General features: G+C 64.9%; 16 protein-coding genes. 9 read left to right on the top strand and 7 right to left on the bottom strand.

Features of this window, described 5'->3' with window-relative positions:
* Positions 1–129: 129 nt before the first annotated feature.
* A complete protein-coding gene (locus ACQY39_RS21180) occupies positions 130–1,035 on the bottom strand; it encodes a LysR family transcriptional regulator (protein WP_428509606.1) in 906 nt (301 codons plus the stop codon).
* A gap of 146 nt (positions 1,036–1,181) precedes the next feature.
* Between ACQY39_RS21180 and ACQY39_RS21175 the strand changes: the two genes are divergently transcribed.
* From ACQY39_RS21175 to ACQY39_RS21165, 3 genes are all read left to right on the top strand, one after another.
* Complete coding sequence (locus ACQY39_RS21175) at positions 1,182–2,072, top strand: MBL fold metallo-hydrolase (protein ID WP_428509604.1); 891 nt, start codon at positions 1,182–1,184, stop codon at positions 2,070–2,072.
* A 61-nt stretch (positions 2,073–2,133) separates the two neighbouring features.
* The gene (locus ACQY39_RS21170; RefSeq protein ID WP_428509602.1) at positions 2,134–2,820 is read left to right on the top strand and encodes a DsbA family protein; all 687 of its coding nucleotides are present in this window, start codon (positions 2,134–2,136) and stop codon (positions 2,818–2,820) included.
* 20 nt (positions 2,821–2,840) lie between these two features.
* Positions 2,841–3,233, top strand: a complete 393-nt coding sequence (locus ACQY39_RS21165) for a nuclear transport factor 2 family protein (RefSeq protein ID WP_428509600.1) — start codon at positions 2,841–2,843, stop codon at positions 3,231–3,233.
* Between the two features lie 24 nt (positions 3,234–3,257).
* On the opposite strand, the gene ACQY39_RS21160 is transcribed toward ACQY39_RS21165, so the two are convergent.
* From ACQY39_RS21160 to ACQY39_RS21135, 6 genes are all read right to left on the bottom strand, one after another.
* Positions 3,258–3,497, bottom strand: coding sequence for a hypothetical protein (locus ACQY39_RS21160; protein WP_428509598.1), 240 nt, complete (start codon positions 3,495–3,497; stop codon positions 3,258–3,260).
* Between the two features lie 168 nt (positions 3,498–3,665).
* Positions 3,666–4,340 carry a DapH/DapD/GlmU-related protein gene (locus ACQY39_RS21155; protein WP_428509596.1) on the bottom strand — a complete coding sequence of 225 codons (675 nt, stop codon included), beginning with the start codon at positions 4,338–4,340 and terminating at the stop codon, positions 3,666–3,668.
* Positions 4,340–5,080 (bottom strand): phosphonate ABC transporter, permease protein PhnE, encoded by a 741-nt coding sequence (gene phnE / locus ACQY39_RS21150; RefSeq protein ID WP_263518785.1) that lies wholly within the window; start codon positions 5,078–5,080, stop codon positions 4,340–4,342. Before phnE ends, ACQY39_RS21155 begins: the two co-directional genes overlap by 1 nt.
* Before the next feature lie 124 nt (positions 5,081–5,204).
* Complete coding sequence (phnD, locus tag ACQY39_RS21145) at positions 5,205–6,179, bottom strand: phosphonate ABC transporter substrate-binding protein (RefSeq protein WP_428509594.1); 975 nt, start codon at positions 6,177–6,179, stop codon at positions 5,205–5,207.
* A 42-nt stretch (positions 6,180–6,221) separates the two neighbouring features.
* Positions 6,222–7,088 carry a phosphonate ABC transporter ATP-binding protein gene (gene phnC / locus ACQY39_RS21140; RefSeq protein ID WP_428509592.1) on the bottom strand — a complete coding sequence of 289 codons (867 nt, stop codon included), beginning with the start codon at positions 7,086–7,088 and terminating at the stop codon, positions 6,222–6,224.
* A 470-nt stretch (positions 7,089–7,558) separates the two neighbouring features.
* A complete protein-coding gene (locus ACQY39_RS21135; protein WP_428509590.1) occupies positions 7,559–8,356 on the bottom strand; it encodes an IclR family transcriptional regulator domain-containing protein in 798 nt (265 codons plus the stop codon).
* 154 nt (positions 8,357–8,510) lie between these two features.
* Here ACQY39_RS21135 and ACQY39_RS21130 point away from each other — a divergent pair, with 154 nt between their 5' ends.
* From ACQY39_RS21130 to glnL, 6 genes are all read left to right on the top strand, one after another.
* Positions 8,511–9,335: a TIGR00266 family protein gene (locus ACQY39_RS21130; protein ID WP_263518361.1), complete on the top strand. Its 825-nt coding sequence runs from the start codon at positions 8,511–8,513 to the stop codon at positions 9,333–9,335.
* A gap of 195 nt (positions 9,336–9,530) precedes the next feature.
* Positions 9,531–10,409, top strand: a complete 879-nt coding sequence (locus ACQY39_RS21125; RefSeq protein WP_428509587.1) for an EI24 domain-containing protein — start codon at positions 9,531–9,533, stop codon at positions 10,407–10,409.
* Positions 10,406–11,200 carry a competence/damage-inducible protein A gene (locus ACQY39_RS21120; protein ID WP_428509585.1) on the top strand — a complete coding sequence of 265 codons (795 nt, stop codon included), beginning with the start codon at positions 10,406–10,408 and terminating at the stop codon, positions 11,198–11,200. The genes ACQY39_RS21125 and ACQY39_RS21120 overlap by 4 nt, the downstream gene beginning before the upstream one ends.
* 299 nt (positions 11,201–11,499) lie before the next feature.
* A complete protein-coding gene (gene glnA / locus ACQY39_RS21115; RefSeq protein WP_428509583.1) occupies positions 11,500–12,915 on the top strand; it encodes a type I glutamate--ammonia ligase in 1,416 nt (471 codons plus the stop codon).
* Positions 12,916–13,113: 198 nt separating this feature from the next.
* Entirely contained in the window at positions 13,114–13,668 is a 555-nt protein-coding gene (locus tag ACQY39_RS21110; protein WP_428509581.1) for a hypothetical protein, read from the top strand.
* A 75-nt stretch (positions 13,669–13,743) separates the two neighbouring features.
* The gene (glnL, locus tag ACQY39_RS21105) at positions 13,744–14,871 is read left to right on the top strand and encodes a nitrogen regulation protein NR(II) (RefSeq protein ID WP_428510894.1); all 1,128 of its coding nucleotides are present in this window, start codon (positions 13,744–13,746) and stop codon (positions 14,869–14,871) included.
* Positions 14,872–14,876 lie beyond the last annotated feature (5 nt).

The following is a 14,876-nucleotide window of genomic DNA, read 5'->3' as shown; positions in this document are numbered from 1 at the left end:
TGCCTTGAAATCAGCCTATCCCAAAGCTTGGCAGGGGTTCGACCTGTCGCTGGCTGCCCAGGTCAGCCAGCGCGAAACAAGACTGCGAAGACCAAGGGCCTTCGGCCCCAGCCCGAGCTCTATCCCGTCTCAACCCAGATCCCACGGCGCCGTCTCCCCGGCAAAGCGCGCCGCCAGAAAGTCCACCAGCAAGCGCAAGGCCAATGCTTGATGCTGACGCGAGAGATAGATGGCGTAGATGCCCATTTCCTCGGGCTCGTGATCGGGCAGCAGGGGTAGCAGGCGGCCGCTGCGCAGATCGTCGCCGACGTAGTAGGTGGGCAGCATGCCAATACCGGCGCCGCTCAAAACGGCACGGCGCAGCACGGCGGTTTCGTTGGTGTGAAAGCGCCAGTTCACCGGAACCTGGACCATTTCACCGTTTCGCGTGAAGCTGTATTGCTTGCCGATGCCAAAGGCGTGGCCGATGCAGCGATGCTGGCTCAAGTCTTCGGCGGTGCGCGGCGTGGCGAAGCGCGCCAGATAGCTTGGCGAGGCACACAGTACCGAGCGGCAACGCGCCAGCGGCCTCGCAATCACCGCGGGGTCCAGGTTGTTGGTGATGCGCACGGCCAGATCCACCCGCTCAGAGACCAGGTCGGCCGCTTTGTCGCCCACCGACAGCACGATCTCCACTTGCTCGTACTGCGCCTGAAAGTCCAGCAGCGCCGAGGTGAGCTGGGCCTCGGCAAAGGAGCTGGCCGTGGTCACCCGCAGCACGCCCGCAGGCTCCCGCATGCGTTCGGCGGCGATGTGCTGGGCTTCTTGCGCGAGGTCGAGCAGCTGCCTGCATGAGGGCAGGGCCGCCAGCCCGGCATCCGTGAGGCTGATTTTTCTCGTGGTGCGGTGGAGCAGGCGCGCACCGAACCAGTCCTCGATGGCGGCGAGATAGCGGCTGACCATCGCCACCGACATCTCCAGATGCTCAGCGGTCTGGGTCAGGCTGCCGCGATCCGCGACTTCTACAAACACACGCACAGCGGTCAGTCGGTCCATTGGGTTGATTCGGTCGATTCGGTCGATTCGCGCAATAAACAATCAATGAATGGCTACTTTATCTGCGTTTGACGAAAAACTAAAGTTCGACCTGTCCCAAGCAAGTAAGCAAACAAACCAGCTTCCATTCACGGAGATCAATCACCATGTTCAAGCTCAACAGCATCGCCCGTTTCGTATTCCCAGCCCTGACGCTCGGCGTTTTGGCCGCCACCGGCGCTGCGGCGCAGACCGCGGCACCCTTGGCGGTGAAGGTCTACAACGCCGACGGCAACAGCTTCAACGTCAACGCCGTGGTCGTCAGCGGCCAGACCGAAGCCCTCGTGATTGACACGGGCTTCACTCGTGCCGACGCCCTGCGTGTGGCCGCCAATGTGCTCGACAGCGGCAAGACCCTGAAGACCATTTTCATCAGCAATGCCGATCCGGACTTCTACTTCGGCGCCGAAGTGCTCAAAGGCATCTTCCCCAATGCCCAGGTTCTGACCACCCCGGCCGTGCGCGAGAAGCTGCAGGCCAAGCTGGCAGGCAAAGTGACTTTCTGGTCGCCCAAGATGGGTGCCAATGCACCGCAAAAACCTATCGTTCCCGAGCTGCTGCAGGGCACGACCCTGAAGGTGGACGGCGAGACCATCGAAGTGCGCGGCACCGTGGGTGAACTGGCCCATCGTCCTTATGTGTGGATCCCGTCCATCAAGACCATCGCCGGCAACATCGCCATTTTCGGCAACAAGCATGTGTGGACGGCTGACACGCAAAAGGCCAGCGAGCGTGCGGCCTGGTTGGTTCAGCTGGATGAGATGGAAGCGCTCAAGCCCGCGATGGTCGTGCCTGGTCACATGGCGCCCGGCACCGCACTGGACACCAGCACCATTGCCTACACGCGCAGCTATCTGCTGCGCTTCAACGCCGAGGCCATCAAAGCCAAAACCGGCGCTGAGCTGATCGAGGCGATGAAGAAGGCCTACCCCCAAGCGGGCGAGGGCATCGCGCTCGACATCAGTGCCAAGGTCGCCAAGGGCGAAATGCAGTGGTGATCGGCTGAGCCTTGCGCCGCGTACACCTGCTCACCCTGCCACACAGAACAGTTGTCGAATCATGAACAAGACCCGCTTGCACTACATCCATGACCCTTTGTGTGGCTGGTGCTACGGCGTCGCCCCCTTGGTGAAGGCGGCCCGTGAAGTCATTCCCGTGCTCCCTCGGGGCGGCGGGATGATGACGGGCGCGCGGCGCCAGCGCGTAACGCCCGAGTTGCGCAGCTTCGTGATGGCGCATGACGTGCGCGTGGCGCAGCTCAGCAGCCAGCGTTTCGGTGAGGGCTATCAAGAAGGCTTGCTGCGCGACGCGACGGCCGTGTTCGATTCCGAGCCGCCGACCGCCGCCATGCTGGCCGCCGAGGCGATGGCGGGGCGAGGGCTGGACCTGCTCGCGCAGCTACAGACCGCGCACTATGTCGACGGCGTGCGCATCGCCGACCGTGCGGTTCTGATCGAGGTGGCCGCTGCCATCGGCCTGGCCGCCAGTGGTTTTGCGCAAGCCTTGGATCAGCAGCTGGGCGAGCCGGTGCAGGCGCACATCAAAGACACCCGCGCCTTCATGGCTCAGGTGGGCGCACAGGGCTTTCCAAGCATGGTGCTTGAAACGGAAGGCGGCTTGCAAACCGTGGACGTCTCCAGCTATCTGGGGCGCCCTCAGGAGTTCCAGGCCTGGCTGCGTAGCCGCAGCCCCAGCATCCAAGCAGCACCTGCGTTTGGATGTGGCGCGGACGGCTGTGCCATTTGAAGCGACTTCAGAGAGCTCTCATGAAAACCAATCTGCAGATCATCGCTGACCACTATGCGGCTTCAGCACGCCAGGATGTCGTCGGCATGATGCTGGACGTCGCGCCCGATGTGGCTTGGACCGAGATGGCTGGCTTTCCCTGCGCCGGTACCTGGATCGGCATCGAGCAGGTCATCGAACAGGTGTTCAAGGTGCTGGGCCGCGACTGGGAGGGGTACACCTTTTCACTGGACCAGTTGATCGACGGCGGCGAGCAGATCGTGGCCGTTGGCAGCTATCAGGGCACGTACCGGAAGACCGGCAAAGCGATGCAGGCGCGCACGACGCATGTGTGGCGCCTTGCTGCGGGCAAGATCGTCGGTTTCGAGCAGTTCACCGACACCTTGCGGGTCGCGCAGGCCATGCGGGGTTGATGTCGCGGGGACCAGCGCACTGGCCTAGGGTCCTCGCAGGCTGGCCTCCAAGGCAGCAAGCTCCTCGCTGAGCGTGCCTCTGCTGCGAAAGTGGCGACCGGCCTTTCCGTACCAATACTCCGCGTCTTCAAGGTCGCCTTCCTGCACATGCAGCAGGGCGTGCAGCCACGCTGCGGTGCTGGATTCATCGTCCTGAACCAGGTTGTGAGCCTCGTTCCACTTGCCTTCGCGCATCAGCGCAAGGATGTGGGTCAATGGCTGCATGAGTCTCCCTTCGCGCTCTGGTCTGAAGCTTCCCTGCCCATGCAGGGTCGCGGCCTCAGAACATGGCGATGGTAAGTGCAGCTTCGTTGCCGGTGTCAGCCCTCCCTGATGGCGGCACCGTGCGCATCCGTCCGAGAGCAAGCTCCCGTCGCAACGCTCAGGCAAGGCTCAGGAAGCGGCCACCGCCGACTGCCTTCGAGAGTGCGCGGCCAACATCTTGCGCACATCCTTCAGTTCGTCCTGGCGCGCTTGCAGCTCTTCGTGGGTCCAGTCCCACCAGGCCACGGCTTCGATGGCGCTGCCAATGGCCGGCGTGAAGCGCGGCCGAATCGCGCGGCAGGGGTTGCCGGCAGCGATGGTCCAGGCGGGCACGTCGCGGGTGACGATGCTGCCGCTGCCGATGACGGCGCCGTGGCCGATCTTGACGCCGGGCATGACGATCACGCCATGGCCCAGCCAGACATCGTGGCCGATGCTGACGCGCTGCAGGCGGCGCCAGTGGAAGAGCTCGGCGTCATCCGCGCCGAAGCCTTCGCCGTACATGCTGCCGCGGTAGAGGATGTGATGCAGGCAGGGGCGCTCGACCGGGTGGAAGCCGGGGTTGATGCGCACCATATTGGCGATGTTGACGAACTTGCCGATGTCGGCGGCCATGACCTCGGCGTGGTGGCCGATGTAGCTGTAGTCGCCGAAGACGCTGTGCTCGATGCGGGTGCTGGCGCCGACTTCGCACCAGCGGCCAAATGAGCTGTCGCGGACGATGGCGTCGCTGGCCAGGGTGGGCGCCTCGCTCAGACGCACCGGTGCCGGCAGGTTGTGGGCGGCGATGTGATAACTCGTCATCAGATCAGCACCTTGCGAATGCGCGCCGAGACCAGGTCGATGGCGGTGACGAAGGCGATGATGATCAGCATCACCGCCGCCGTGTGGGCGTACTGGAAGCTGCGGATCACTTCGTAGAGGATGACGCCAATGCCACCAGCGCCGACCATGCCCACGACCGAGGCCGAGCGCACATTCGACTCAAAACGGTAGAGCGTGTAGCTGACCCAGAGCGGCATGACCTGCGGAATCACGCCGTAGACGATTTCTTCCAGCGCATTGGCGCCGGTGGCGCGGATGCCTTCCACCGGCCGGGGGTCGATGGACTCGACCGCCTCCGAGAACAGCTTGGCCAAGATGCCCGTGGTGTGCACCCACAAGGCCAGCACGCCGGCGAAGGGCCCCAGGCCGACGGCGACGATGAAGATCATGGCGAACACCATCTCGTTGATGGCGCGTGCGGCGTCCATCAGGCGCCGCACCGGCTGGTGCACCCAGGCCGGCGTGATGTTCGACGAACTGAGCAGGCCGAATGGCACGGCGCAGACGACCGCCAGCAAAGTGCCCCAGAGCGCCACCTGCACCGTCACCACCATCTCGGCCACATAGGTGCGCCAGTCCGTGAAGTCGGGCGGGAAGAACTCGCGGGCCAGGCTCACCATATTGGCCGAGTCGGCCCAGAGCGCGCCCGGGCGCATGTCGGCGCCACGCCAGGCCCAGGCGAACAGCGCCAGGGCCAGGCCCCAGCCGACCAAGCTCATGAGCCCGGCCCGCGGCAGGCCGCCACTGGGGTCCGTGGGGGCCTTGGGTGAAACGGCGGTGCTGGTGGTGGTGCTGCTCATGGCGTGGGGGCGTCGTGGTGGGGACGGGCGGCTGCCCTATTGCTTACTTGGCCTGGGCCAGCTGGGCGTTCAGCTCGGCCAGCTTCTTCTGGATCTCAGCCAGCTTGGCTTGCTTGGCGGCCGGGTCGAGCTTGTCGTCGTTTTCGAGCTTGGCCTTGTCCTTGAACAGCTCGAGCTGGCGGAAGGGCACCAGCTGCTTGTTGCTGGATTCATTGAAGACGCCGAAGGTCAGCTTGGCCAGGTTGGCCAGCTCACGCTTGGAGGCTTCGGATTCGCCGCGGCCGTAGCTCATGAAGAAGGTCTTGAGCTTGGCCTTCATATCGGCCGGCAGGTCGGCACGCCAGAGCATGGGGTCGGCCGCGATCAGGGGCGACTTCCAGAGGATCTGGATGTTCTTGGCCTTCTCGGCTTCGCGCTTCTGAAACTTTTCCCAGACTTCGGTGTTGGTGATGGCCACGTCCACTTGTTTGGCTGCGGTCGCCATCAAGTTGGACTCATGGTTGCCCGAGCGGCTGGATTTGTAGTGGGTCTTGGGGTCGATGCCGTTGAGGGCGTAGAGGTAGTAGCCCGGCACCAGGGTGCCCGAGGTGGACTGCGGGTCACCGGCGCCGTAGTTGTATTCGCGCTGGCTCTTGAGCACCTGCTCGACGCTCTTGATGCCGCTCTCTTTGTGCGTGATCAGCAGCGAGTGATACCCCAAAGCGCCATCGGCATAGCTGGTCTGTGCGAACACCTCGCCACCGGCGCGGTCCACGGCTTCCATGCCGGACTTGTTGCCCATCCAGGCCATCTGCACCTTGTTGAAGCGCATGGCTTCGATGATGCCGGTGTAGTCGTTGGCGAAGAAGGCCTTGACCTTGTAGCCGGTCTTGGCTTCCATATCGGCCAGGATGGGGGCCCAGTCGGCCTTGAGGTGGGAGGCGGATTCGGTCGAGATGATGCCGAAATTGATGTCCTGAGCCTGGGCCAGGGTGGCCGCCAGCAGGGTGCCGGTGGCGAGCAAGAGCTTGCGGATCATGGGGTTCTCTCCAAATGAAAAATGGCGGGGTCGAAAGGGGGCTCAGGCCGCCACGGGCAGCGGCGCGCTGTGCGGTGCGGCTGCTGGGGCCGCGCTGGGCAGGGGCATGGGCTGGCTGACCAGCGCCGCGCCCTCGTGCGGCAGGGCCGGGGCGTCGGCGTCGCTGGCATAGAGCTCGTTCAGGAAGGCCGGGTTCAGGGCGCTGCTGGGGCCGTCATAGACGACCCGGCCTTCGCGCATGGCGACCACGCGCTGGCAGTAGCGCAGCGCCACATCGACCTGGTGCAAGGACACCAGCACCGTGCAGCCATGCTCGCGGTTGACGCGGGCCAGCATGTCCATGACCTTGCGTGAGGATTCCGGGTCCAGCGAGGCGATCGGCTCATCGGCCAGCACCACCTTGGCGCCCTGCACCAGGGCGCGGGCGATTGCGGCGCGCTGCTGCTGGCCGCCCGAGAGCGTGGAGGCGCGCTGAAAGGCATAGTCGTCTATACCAACTTCGGCCAGCGCTTGCAGGCCGGCGGCGCGTTCGCTGCGCGTGAACCACTGCAGCAGGCTGCGGTGCAGGGGAATGCGGTGCAGCTGGCCGGTCAACACATTGTTCAGCAGCGTCATGCGGCCGACCAGATTGAATTGCTGGAAGACAAAGCCGATCTGGGCGCGCACGCTGCGGATATTGCCGGCGATGCGGCCTTGCGACTGCACCAGCTGGCCCATCACGCGCAGCTCACCGGAGCTGGCGTCGCCGGCGACGAAGCCGGACAAATGGCGCAGCAAGGTGGACTTGCCCGAGCCCGAAGCGCCGATCAGCGCCACCATCTCGCCTGGACGCAGCTGCAGGCTGACGCTGTCCAAGGCCCGTCGTGCGCCAAAGCTCTTGCTCAGCGCTGTCACTTCGATTGCATGCATGCCGCACCTCGCTCTTTCGCTCAAGGGCATCCTGAAGCGGCGACAAGCCGTCAGGAGCTGGGGCGATGCTAGGCAGCTTGTGTGAAAGATTCGTGGCGGGGCGGCGTCGGCGCGGTGACGTTGGCTGGATGACTGTCTTCGGCACGAAGCAGCCGTTAAAGGCTGGACTTGTGCCAAGGGGCGTCGGGCGAGTGCTTCCGCTCATGTCCTCCGGCCTGTGCTTCGCCCAGGCCTCCCCCTTTACTTCGCTTCAGCACTCACCCGACACCCCTTGTCAGGTCCACCGCTCGGCGTTTTCGTCGAATGAGCGCGGCCTCGCTGGATCGGGACGGCTGGGTGCTCTGCGAAGTGAAGTCAAGGAGGAGACCCCAGCCGCAGGGTGGGGTCGGGGGACATGAACGGAGCAGAGTGCCCAGTCGGCCCGATCACCGCCGGACTCAACGGCTGCTTTGTGCCGGTTCCAGCCGTCCTCAGGCCTTGATCTGCAGCAAGCGCGAGATCTGCCCTGCCGCGTCGAGCAGGCGTGGCAGGGTCTGCTCCAGCAGCTGCTCGGGCGAGCGGCGGTTCACTTGCGAGCCGACATTGAGTGCGGCGATGACATGACCTTTGCGATCGGTGATGGGCGCGGCCAGGGACACGAGGCCGTCTTCCAGCTCCTGGTTGACCAGGCACCAACCTTGGCGGCCGGCCTGCGCAATGCGCTCGCGCAAATCGGGCAGATTGGCCACGGTCCGAGAGGCCAGGGGCGTGATGTTCAGCTGGCCCAGCTGTGCATCCAGCGCCGGCGGGGGCAGGCTGGCCAGCAGGATGCGGCCCATGGACGTACACCAGGCCGGCAGGCGGCTGCCCACGCCGAGGTTGATGCTCATGATCTTGCGTGCCGGCACGCGCAGCACATAGACGATGTCCTGACCCTCCAGCACCGCGGCCGAAACACTCTCGTTCAGCTCGGCGGCCAGCTGCTGCATCACTGGCTCGGCAAACTGCCAGAGCGGCTGCGAGGACAGGTAGGCAAAGCCGAGGTCGAGGATCTTGGGCGTCAGCGCGAACAAGCGGCCGTCGCTCTTGACATAACCGAGCGTTTCCAGGGTCAGCAGGATGCGCCGGGCGCCAGCGCGGGTGAGGCCGCAGCGGCGTGAGACCTCGGTCAGGGTCTGGCGCGGTGCGGTGGCATCAAAAGCGCGGATCACCGACAGGCCGCGCGCGAAGGACTGCACATAGCTGTCCCCGGGTTTGGGCGCGAGTTCGGGCGCGGCGTTGTCATTCATGGCCGGCAGTATAGGCAGGAGCTTCGGCTCACCCTTGCGGGGCAGCGGGGCCTTGTCAGCGGCGGCAGTGAGCGGCGCTGGGTGACCCAAGTCAGGGCGGGCAAAAACTGGCTAACATCGCGCCCGCAGTCTTTCCCAAGCGAGGAGTTTTTTCATGGCCATGGATGTAGTCGATTTTGAAATCAAGGGCGCCGAGATGCAGTTCGTCGAGGTCGAGCTCGACCCGGGCGAGGCCGCCATCGGCGAAGCCGGCAGCATGATGTTCATGGATGCCGCCATTAATATGGACACGGTGTTCGGTGATGGTGCGGCCAACCAGGGTGGCTTCTTCGGCAAGCTGCTCGGCGCCGGCAAGCGCTTGATCACGGGCGAGTCGCTGTTCACGACCATCTACACCAACAACGGCAGCAGCAAGCAGCGTGTCGCCTTCGCCGCGCCTTACCCGGGCAAGATCTTGCCCATGGACTTGCGCCAGCTCGGCGGCACCCTGATCTGTCAGAAGGACGCCTTCCTGTGCGCAGCGCGCGGCGTGTCTCTGGGCATCGCCATCCAGCAGAAACTGGGCACCGGCTTCTTTGGCGGTGAAGGCTTCATCATGCAAAAGCTGGAAGGCGACGGCATGGCTTTTGTGCATGCCGGCGGCACCGTGGTGCGCCGCACGCTGGCGCCCGGCCAGACCCTGCTGGTCGACACCGGTTGCGTGGTGGCCTACACGCCCAGCGTGGATTTCGAGATCCAGTATGTGGGCAAGATCAAGACCGCACTGTTCGGCGGTGAGGGCTTGTTCTTGGCCAAGCTGACCGGCCCGGGTGAGATCTGGCTGCAGAGCCTGCCTTTCTCGCGCCTGGCTTCGCGCATCTTTGCTGCCGCGCCTCAGAACGGTGGCCGCAAGGAAGAAGGTTCGGTGCTGGGCGGTTTCGCAGCCGGCGCCGCTGGTGTCGGCATCCTGGGTGGCCTGCTCGGCGGCGACGACGAGTAAGCTGGGGGCGGTCGAAGCGCAGCCCATTCAAGAAAAGCGGCCGAGGGCCGCTTTTTTTTGGTGAACGGGTGAACAAGTGAACGGGTGAACAAGGCACCCCGATCGAAAGCTCCATCCACGATTCACCCATTCACCCATTCACCCATTCACCCATTCACCCATTCACCCGTTCACTTCTCCTCCTCCCCCCCACCCATGCCCGTCCAATCCTTCAGCCGCGTCGCCGATGCCTTCTGGCGCGCGGCCGCCTACTGCCTGCATCCGCGGGTGATCGCCTTGTCCCTGCTGCCCTTGCTGCTGGCCGCGGCCTTGGCGCTGGGCCTCGGTTATTTCTTCTGGGAGCAGGCGGTGGCTGGGGTGCGCGCCACGCTGGAGTCCTGGCGCTTGATCGAAACCCTGCTGGGCTGGCTCAGCTATGTCGGTCTGGGCGGTTTCCGCTCGGCCTTGGCACCTTTGCTGGTGCTGGCCCTGAGCTTGCCGGTGGTGGTGGTGCTGAGCCTGCTGCTGGTGGCTCTGCTGCTGACGCCGACCGCGGTCAATCTGGTCGCCCAGCGCCGCTTTCCGCTGCTGGAGCGCAAGCGGGGTGCAGTTTTTGTGCAGTCGCTGCTCTGGTCCCTGGGCCACGCGGCCCTGGCCTTGCTGGCCTTGCTGATCAGCCTGCCTTTCCTGTTCATCCCGCCCTTGGTGCTGATCTTGCCGCCGCTGATTTGGGGCTGGCTTGGCTACCGGGTGTTCGCATACGACGCGCTGGCCGAACATGCCTCGGTGGCCGAACGGCGCCAGCTGCTGCGTCTGCACCGCCTGCCTTTGCTGGGTCTGGGCCTGCTGACCGGTTACCTGGGCGCGGCCCCGGCCGCCATCTGGGCCTTCGGTGTGATGGCCGTGGCCCTGGCTCCTTTGTTGATCCTGGTGTCGATCTGGCTCTACACCTTGATCTTTGCCTTTTCTTCGCTGTGGTTCAGCCATTACTGCCTAGCCGCACTCCAGGAGCTGCGCCAGAGCCGCAGCACCGGCGCCGCCCCCGTCGAACTGCTGACGCCCATCCCATCCCTGCCTAGGCAAGAAGAGTCATGAAAATCGGTTTGATCATCATTGGCGACGAAATCCTGTCCGGCAAGCGCCAGGACAAGCATCTGTCCAAGTTCATCGAGATCCTGGCCGCGCGCGGCATGAGCTTGGACTGGGCTCAGTACTTGGGCGACGACCGCGCCTACATCAGCGCCCGGCTGCGTGAGGCCTTCGCCAGCGGCGACCTGGTGATCAGCTGTGGCGGTATCGGCGCCACGCCCGACGACCACACCCGCCAGGCCGCTGCGGCCGCACTGGACCGCGAACTGCTGCTGCACCCGGAGGCGCGCGCGCTGATTTGGGAACGCATCCAGAACATGGCGGCGGAGAAGGGCGAGACGGTCGACCCCGAGCACCTCGACACCCTGCGCCGCCTGGAGATGGGTGTGTTTCCGGTCGGCGCCGACATCGTTCCCAACCCCTTCAACAAGATCCCGGGTTTTTCGGTCGGCACGGTCTATTTCGTGCCCGGCTTCCCGGTCATGGCCCATCCGATGATGGAGTGGGTGCTGGACCAGCGGCACGCCGATCTACAGCGCCCGGTGCAGCGCCAGGAACTGTCCCTGATCGTCCAGGGGGCGATGGAGGCCAGCCTGACACCGCTGATGGAACGGGTGGAAGCGGAGTTCCCCGGCATCAAGGTCTTCAGCCTGCCCAGCGTGGATCACCCGCAGTGGGGTCGCCACATCGAGCTGGGCGTCAAAGGCCCGGCCGAACAGATGGACGCGGCCTACCAAGCACTGAAAAGTGGCGTGATCCAATTTGGTGCTGTCGTGAGCACCGAGTTGGTGCGATGAGCGGCGCCGAATTGCACCGTTTTGGTGATTGAACGTGAAAACTCGCTCGCTCGCCCGGTTCCAGAGCCTGGGGTCGGACCATAATCCCGCAGCTTCGGCGGCTCTGTGCGCCGGCGCGGTGCGGCAGCTCGTGCTGTGTGCCCGTCTGCATGCGCAGTGCGCACCGGAGTGCCGTAAGTTGGCACACAAACTGCTTTATTGAACTGGCGCGGCCTGTGTCTTACGGCGCAGTGCCAGCCAAACAAATACCTACGCATCCGCAAGCTTTCTCCCGCTACTTACCCGTTTAGGAGTTTCTGATGGCCAAGACCGTCGCCGACGTGATGAAGATCGTCAAGGAAAACGAAATCAAGTTCGTTGATTTCCGTTTCACCGACACCCGCGGCAAGGAGCACCATGTGTCGGTGCCCGTGTCCCACTTCGACGAAGACAAGTTCGTCTCCGGCCATGCCTTCGACGGTTCGTCCATCGCCGGCTGGAAGGGCATCGAAGCCTCGGACATGCTGCTGATGCCCGATCCGAACACGGCCAATATCGACCCCTTCTTCGAAGAGCCGACGCTGATCCTGTCCTGCGACGTGGTCGACCCGGCCGATGGCAAGGCCTATGAGCGCGACCCGCGTTCGCTGGCCAAGCGCGCCGAAGCCTATCTGAAGGCTTCGGGCCTGGGCGACACCGCCTTCTTCGGCCCTGAGCCTGAATTCTTCATCTTTGACTCGGTGCGCTGGGGCAATGACATGTCCGGCGCGTTCTTCAAGATCGAGTCGGAAGAGGGCGCCTGGAACACCGGCAAGGAATACGACCATGGCAACTCGGGCTACCGCCCGACCGTCAAGGGCGGCTACTTCCCCGTGCCCCCGGTCGACAGCGGCCAGGACATGCGCTCGGAGATGTGCCTGATCTTGGAACAGCTGGGCATCCCGGTTGAAGTGCACCACCATGAAGTGGCCAACGCCGGCCAGATGGAAATCGGCACCCGTTTCAGCTCCCTGGTCGAGCGCGCCGACTGGACGCAGCTGCAGAAGTACGTGGTCGCCAATGTGGCCCATGCCTATGGCAAGACCGCCACCTTCATGCCCAAGCCCCTGGTCGGCGACAACGGCTCCGGCATGCACGTGCACCAGTCGGTCTGGAAGGACGGCAAGAACCTGTTCGCCGGTGACGGCTATGCCGGTCTGAGCGATTTCGCCCTGTATTACATCGGCGGCATCATCAAGCACGCCCGCGCCCTGAACGCCATCACCAACCCCGGTACGAACTCGTACAAGCGTCTGGTGCCTGGCTACGAAGCGCCGGTCAAGCTGGCTTACTCGGCCAAGAACCGCTCGGCCTCGATCCGCATTCCTTACGTGGCCAACCCCAAGGGTCGTCGCGTCGAGGCACGCTTCCCCGATCCTTCGGCCAACCCCTACCTGTGCTTCGCGGCACTGCTGATGGCCGGTCTGGACGGCGTGGAAAACAAGATCCATCCGGGCGAAGCCGCCACCAAGGATCTGTACCACCTGCCGCCGGAAGAAGACGCGCTGGTGCCCACCGTCTGCCACAGCCTGGACCAGGCCCTGGAAGCGCTGGACAAGGACCGTGCCTTCCTGACCAAGGGTGGCGTGTTTACCGATGCTTACCTTGACGCCTACATCGATCTGAAGATGCAGGAAGTGACCCGTCTGCGCATGGCCACGCACCCGGTCGAGTTCGATATGTACTACGCACTGTGATGGCTGCCGGCCGCCAGCGTGCTGATCGGTGCGCTGAAGGCCGGGCTTTCACGAGCCGCCAGGCTCATCTCGAAGGACGGCTCAGGCCGTCCTTTTTCGTGGCCGCTGCGTTTGCCGGCCTTCGGCCGCGCACTTGCGCGCTTGGCCCGGCCGCGCTTGGGCCACAATCGCGCCATGTTGAACCGATCTGCTCCGCCGATGCCCGCCTATCGCAAGACGCGCCGCATGACGCGCCGCACGGATCCGCTGGTTTGGGCCGTTTGCTCGCTGGCGGTCTGGGCCGCCGCGGCGCAGGCCCAGGGCACGGTCTACCGTTGCCCCGGCCCGCCGGTGCTCTACACCGACGCCGTGTCGGCCAAGGAAGCCCAGGAGAAGGGCTGCCGCACGATCGAGGGCTCGCCCATCACCATCCTGCAGGCCCCCAAGCCGCGGGCGGCCGGTACCGGAAATGCAGGCCGTGCTGATGCCACGCCACCGGCGCGCGCCAGCAGCGACGGCGGCCGGGTCGACCCCAACCAGCAGCGCAGCCGCGACGGAGAACGTCGGCGTGTGCTGGAAACCGAGCTGCGCGAGGCCGAGGAACGCCTGGCCGCGACGCAGCGTGAATACGCCGGCGGCAACGCCGAGCGACGTGCCGATGAGCGCAACTACCAGCGCTACCTGGACCGCATGGCCGAACTCAAAGCCAGCATCGCGCGCCAGGAAAGCGACGTCGCGGCGCTCAAACGCGAAATCAGCAAGCTGCCGTCCTGAGGCCCGGTGTATCGCGCCGGCTCCGGGGCCGCGCAGCCGCACTCAGGAGTTGTTGTCATGAGCCCAAGCGCTCCCATGTCACTCGGGGCTATTCAAGCGTCCGAGCGCACCCCGCCGGCCTTTGATGCTCTGGACATGCTGGCCACCATGGTGGCCGTGGTCCGGCCCGATGGCGAATGCCTGTTCGCCAACACGGCCTTCGAAAACGTCATGGGCCTGTCGCGCCGTGCCGTGCAGCGCAGCAGCCTGTATGACTGGTTTGCCGAAGCCGGCCGCCTGCGTGACACGGTCGAGGGCGTGGCCCGCAATGCTTATTCCAGCAGCCGCTTCGATGCCTTGCTGCGCCGCGGCGTGCGGCCGCACGAGGTGCTGGTGCCGGTGCACGTGATCGTCTCGCAGCTGGAGGCCGGCTCGGCCACGCCGCGCGGTGGCGACCTGGTCTTGATCGAGCTGATCGAGAACGCCCAGCAGACTCGGCAGGACCGCGAGGAGCGCACGCTCGACCAGGTGCAGGCGACCAAGGAGCTGACGCGCAATCTGGCGCACGAAATCAAGAACCCGCTGGGTGGCATCCGCGGCGCCGCGCAGCTGCTGGCCATGGAGCTGGCACCCACCGAGTTAGGCCCTGAGCTCAGCGAGTACACCCAAGTCATCATCCATGAGGTCGATCGCCTGCAAAGCCTGGTCGACCGCCTGCTCGCGCCGCACCGCCACGCGCCGGTGGTGGCCGATGTCAACATCCACGAGGTTTGCGAGCGGGTGCGAGCCCTGGTGCTGGTCGAGCACCCGCGTGGCCTGGTGATCAAGCGCGACTACGACACCTCGCTGCCCGATTTCCGCGGCGACCGCGAACAGCTGATCCAGGCCGTGCTCAACATCGTGCAAAACGCCGCCCAGGCCTTGCAATCCCGCATGGCGGCCGGTGATGCCTCCATCACCTTGCGCACACGGGTGGCGCGCCAGGTGACCATTGGTAAGCAGCGCTGGCGCTTGGCATTGGAATTGCATGTCGAGGACAACGGCCCCGGAATTCCGGCCGAGATTCGTGATCGCATCTTCTTTCCCCTGGTGTCGGGGCGAGAGGGTGGTTCCGGCCTCGGCCTGACGCTGGCGCAGACGATCGCCCAACAGCACCAAGGCATGATCGACTGTGAAAGCGAACCGGGCCGGACCGACTTTCGCATCACCTTGCCCCTGCCCTAGAGGGA

The sequence above is a fragment of the Roseateles sp. genome, assembly GCF_965262435.1.
GTDB lineage: Bacteria > Pseudomonadota > Gammaproteobacteria > Burkholderiales > Burkholderiaceae_C > Paucibacter_A.
This window is presented reverse-complemented; position numbering and strand designations above follow the sequence as displayed.

Bases quoted from the DNA above. Each gene is read 5' to 3' on its own strand.
- ACQY39_RS21180 (WP_428509606.1), bottom strand. From the start codon at position 1,035: ATGGACCGACTGACCGCTGTGCGTGTGTTTGTAGAAGTCGCGGATCGC.
- ACQY39_RS21175 (WP_428509604.1), top strand. From the start codon at position 1,182: ATGTTCAAGCTCAACAGCATCGCCCGTTTCGTATTCCCAGCCCTGACG.
- ACQY39_RS21170 (WP_428509602.1), top strand. From the start codon at position 2,134: ATGAACAAGACCCGCTTGCACTACATCCATGACCCTTTGTGTGGCTGG.
- ACQY39_RS21165 (WP_428509600.1), top strand. From the start codon at position 2,841: ATGAAAACCAATCTGCAGATCATCGCTGACCACTATGCGGCTTCAGCA.
- ACQY39_RS21160 (WP_428509598.1), bottom strand. From the start codon at position 3,497: ATGCAGCCATTGACCCACATCCTTGCGCTGATGCGCGAAGGCAAGTGG.
- ACQY39_RS21155 (WP_428509596.1), bottom strand. From the start codon at position 4,340: ATGACGAGTTATCACATCGCCGCCCACAACCTGCCGGCACCGGTGCGT.
- phnE (WP_263518785.1), bottom strand. From the start codon at position 5,080: ATGAGCTTGGTCGGCTGGGGCCTGGCCCTGGCGCTGTTCGCCTGGGCC.
- phnD (WP_428509594.1), bottom strand. From the start codon at position 6,179: ATGATCCGCAAGCTCTTGCTCGCCACCGGCACCCTGCTGGCGGCCACC.
- phnC (WP_428509592.1), bottom strand. From the start codon at position 7,088: ATGCATGCAATCGAAGTGACAGCGCTGAGCAAGAGCTTTGGCGCACGA.
- ACQY39_RS21135 (WP_428509590.1), bottom strand. From the start codon at position 8,356: ATGAATGACAACGCCGCGCCCGAACTCGCGCCCAAACCCGGGGACAGC.
- ACQY39_RS21130 (WP_263518361.1), top strand. From the start codon at position 8,511: ATGGCCATGGATGTAGTCGATTTTGAAATCAAGGGCGCCGAGATGCAG.
- ACQY39_RS21125 (WP_428509587.1), top strand. From the start codon at position 9,531: ATGCCCGTCCAATCCTTCAGCCGCGTCGCCGATGCCTTCTGGCGCGCG.
- ACQY39_RS21120 (WP_428509585.1), top strand. From the start codon at position 10,406: ATGAAAATCGGTTTGATCATCATTGGCGACGAAATCCTGTCCGGCAAG.
- glnA (WP_428509583.1), top strand. From the start codon at position 11,500: ATGGCCAAGACCGTCGCCGACGTGATGAAGATCGTCAAGGAAAACGAA.
- ACQY39_RS21110 (WP_428509581.1), top strand. From the start codon at position 13,114: ATGCCCGCCTATCGCAAGACGCGCCGCATGACGCGCCGCACGGATCCG.
- glnL (WP_428510894.1), top strand. From the start codon at position 13,744: ATGTCACTCGGGGCTATTCAAGCGTCCGAGCGCACCCCGCCGGCCTTT.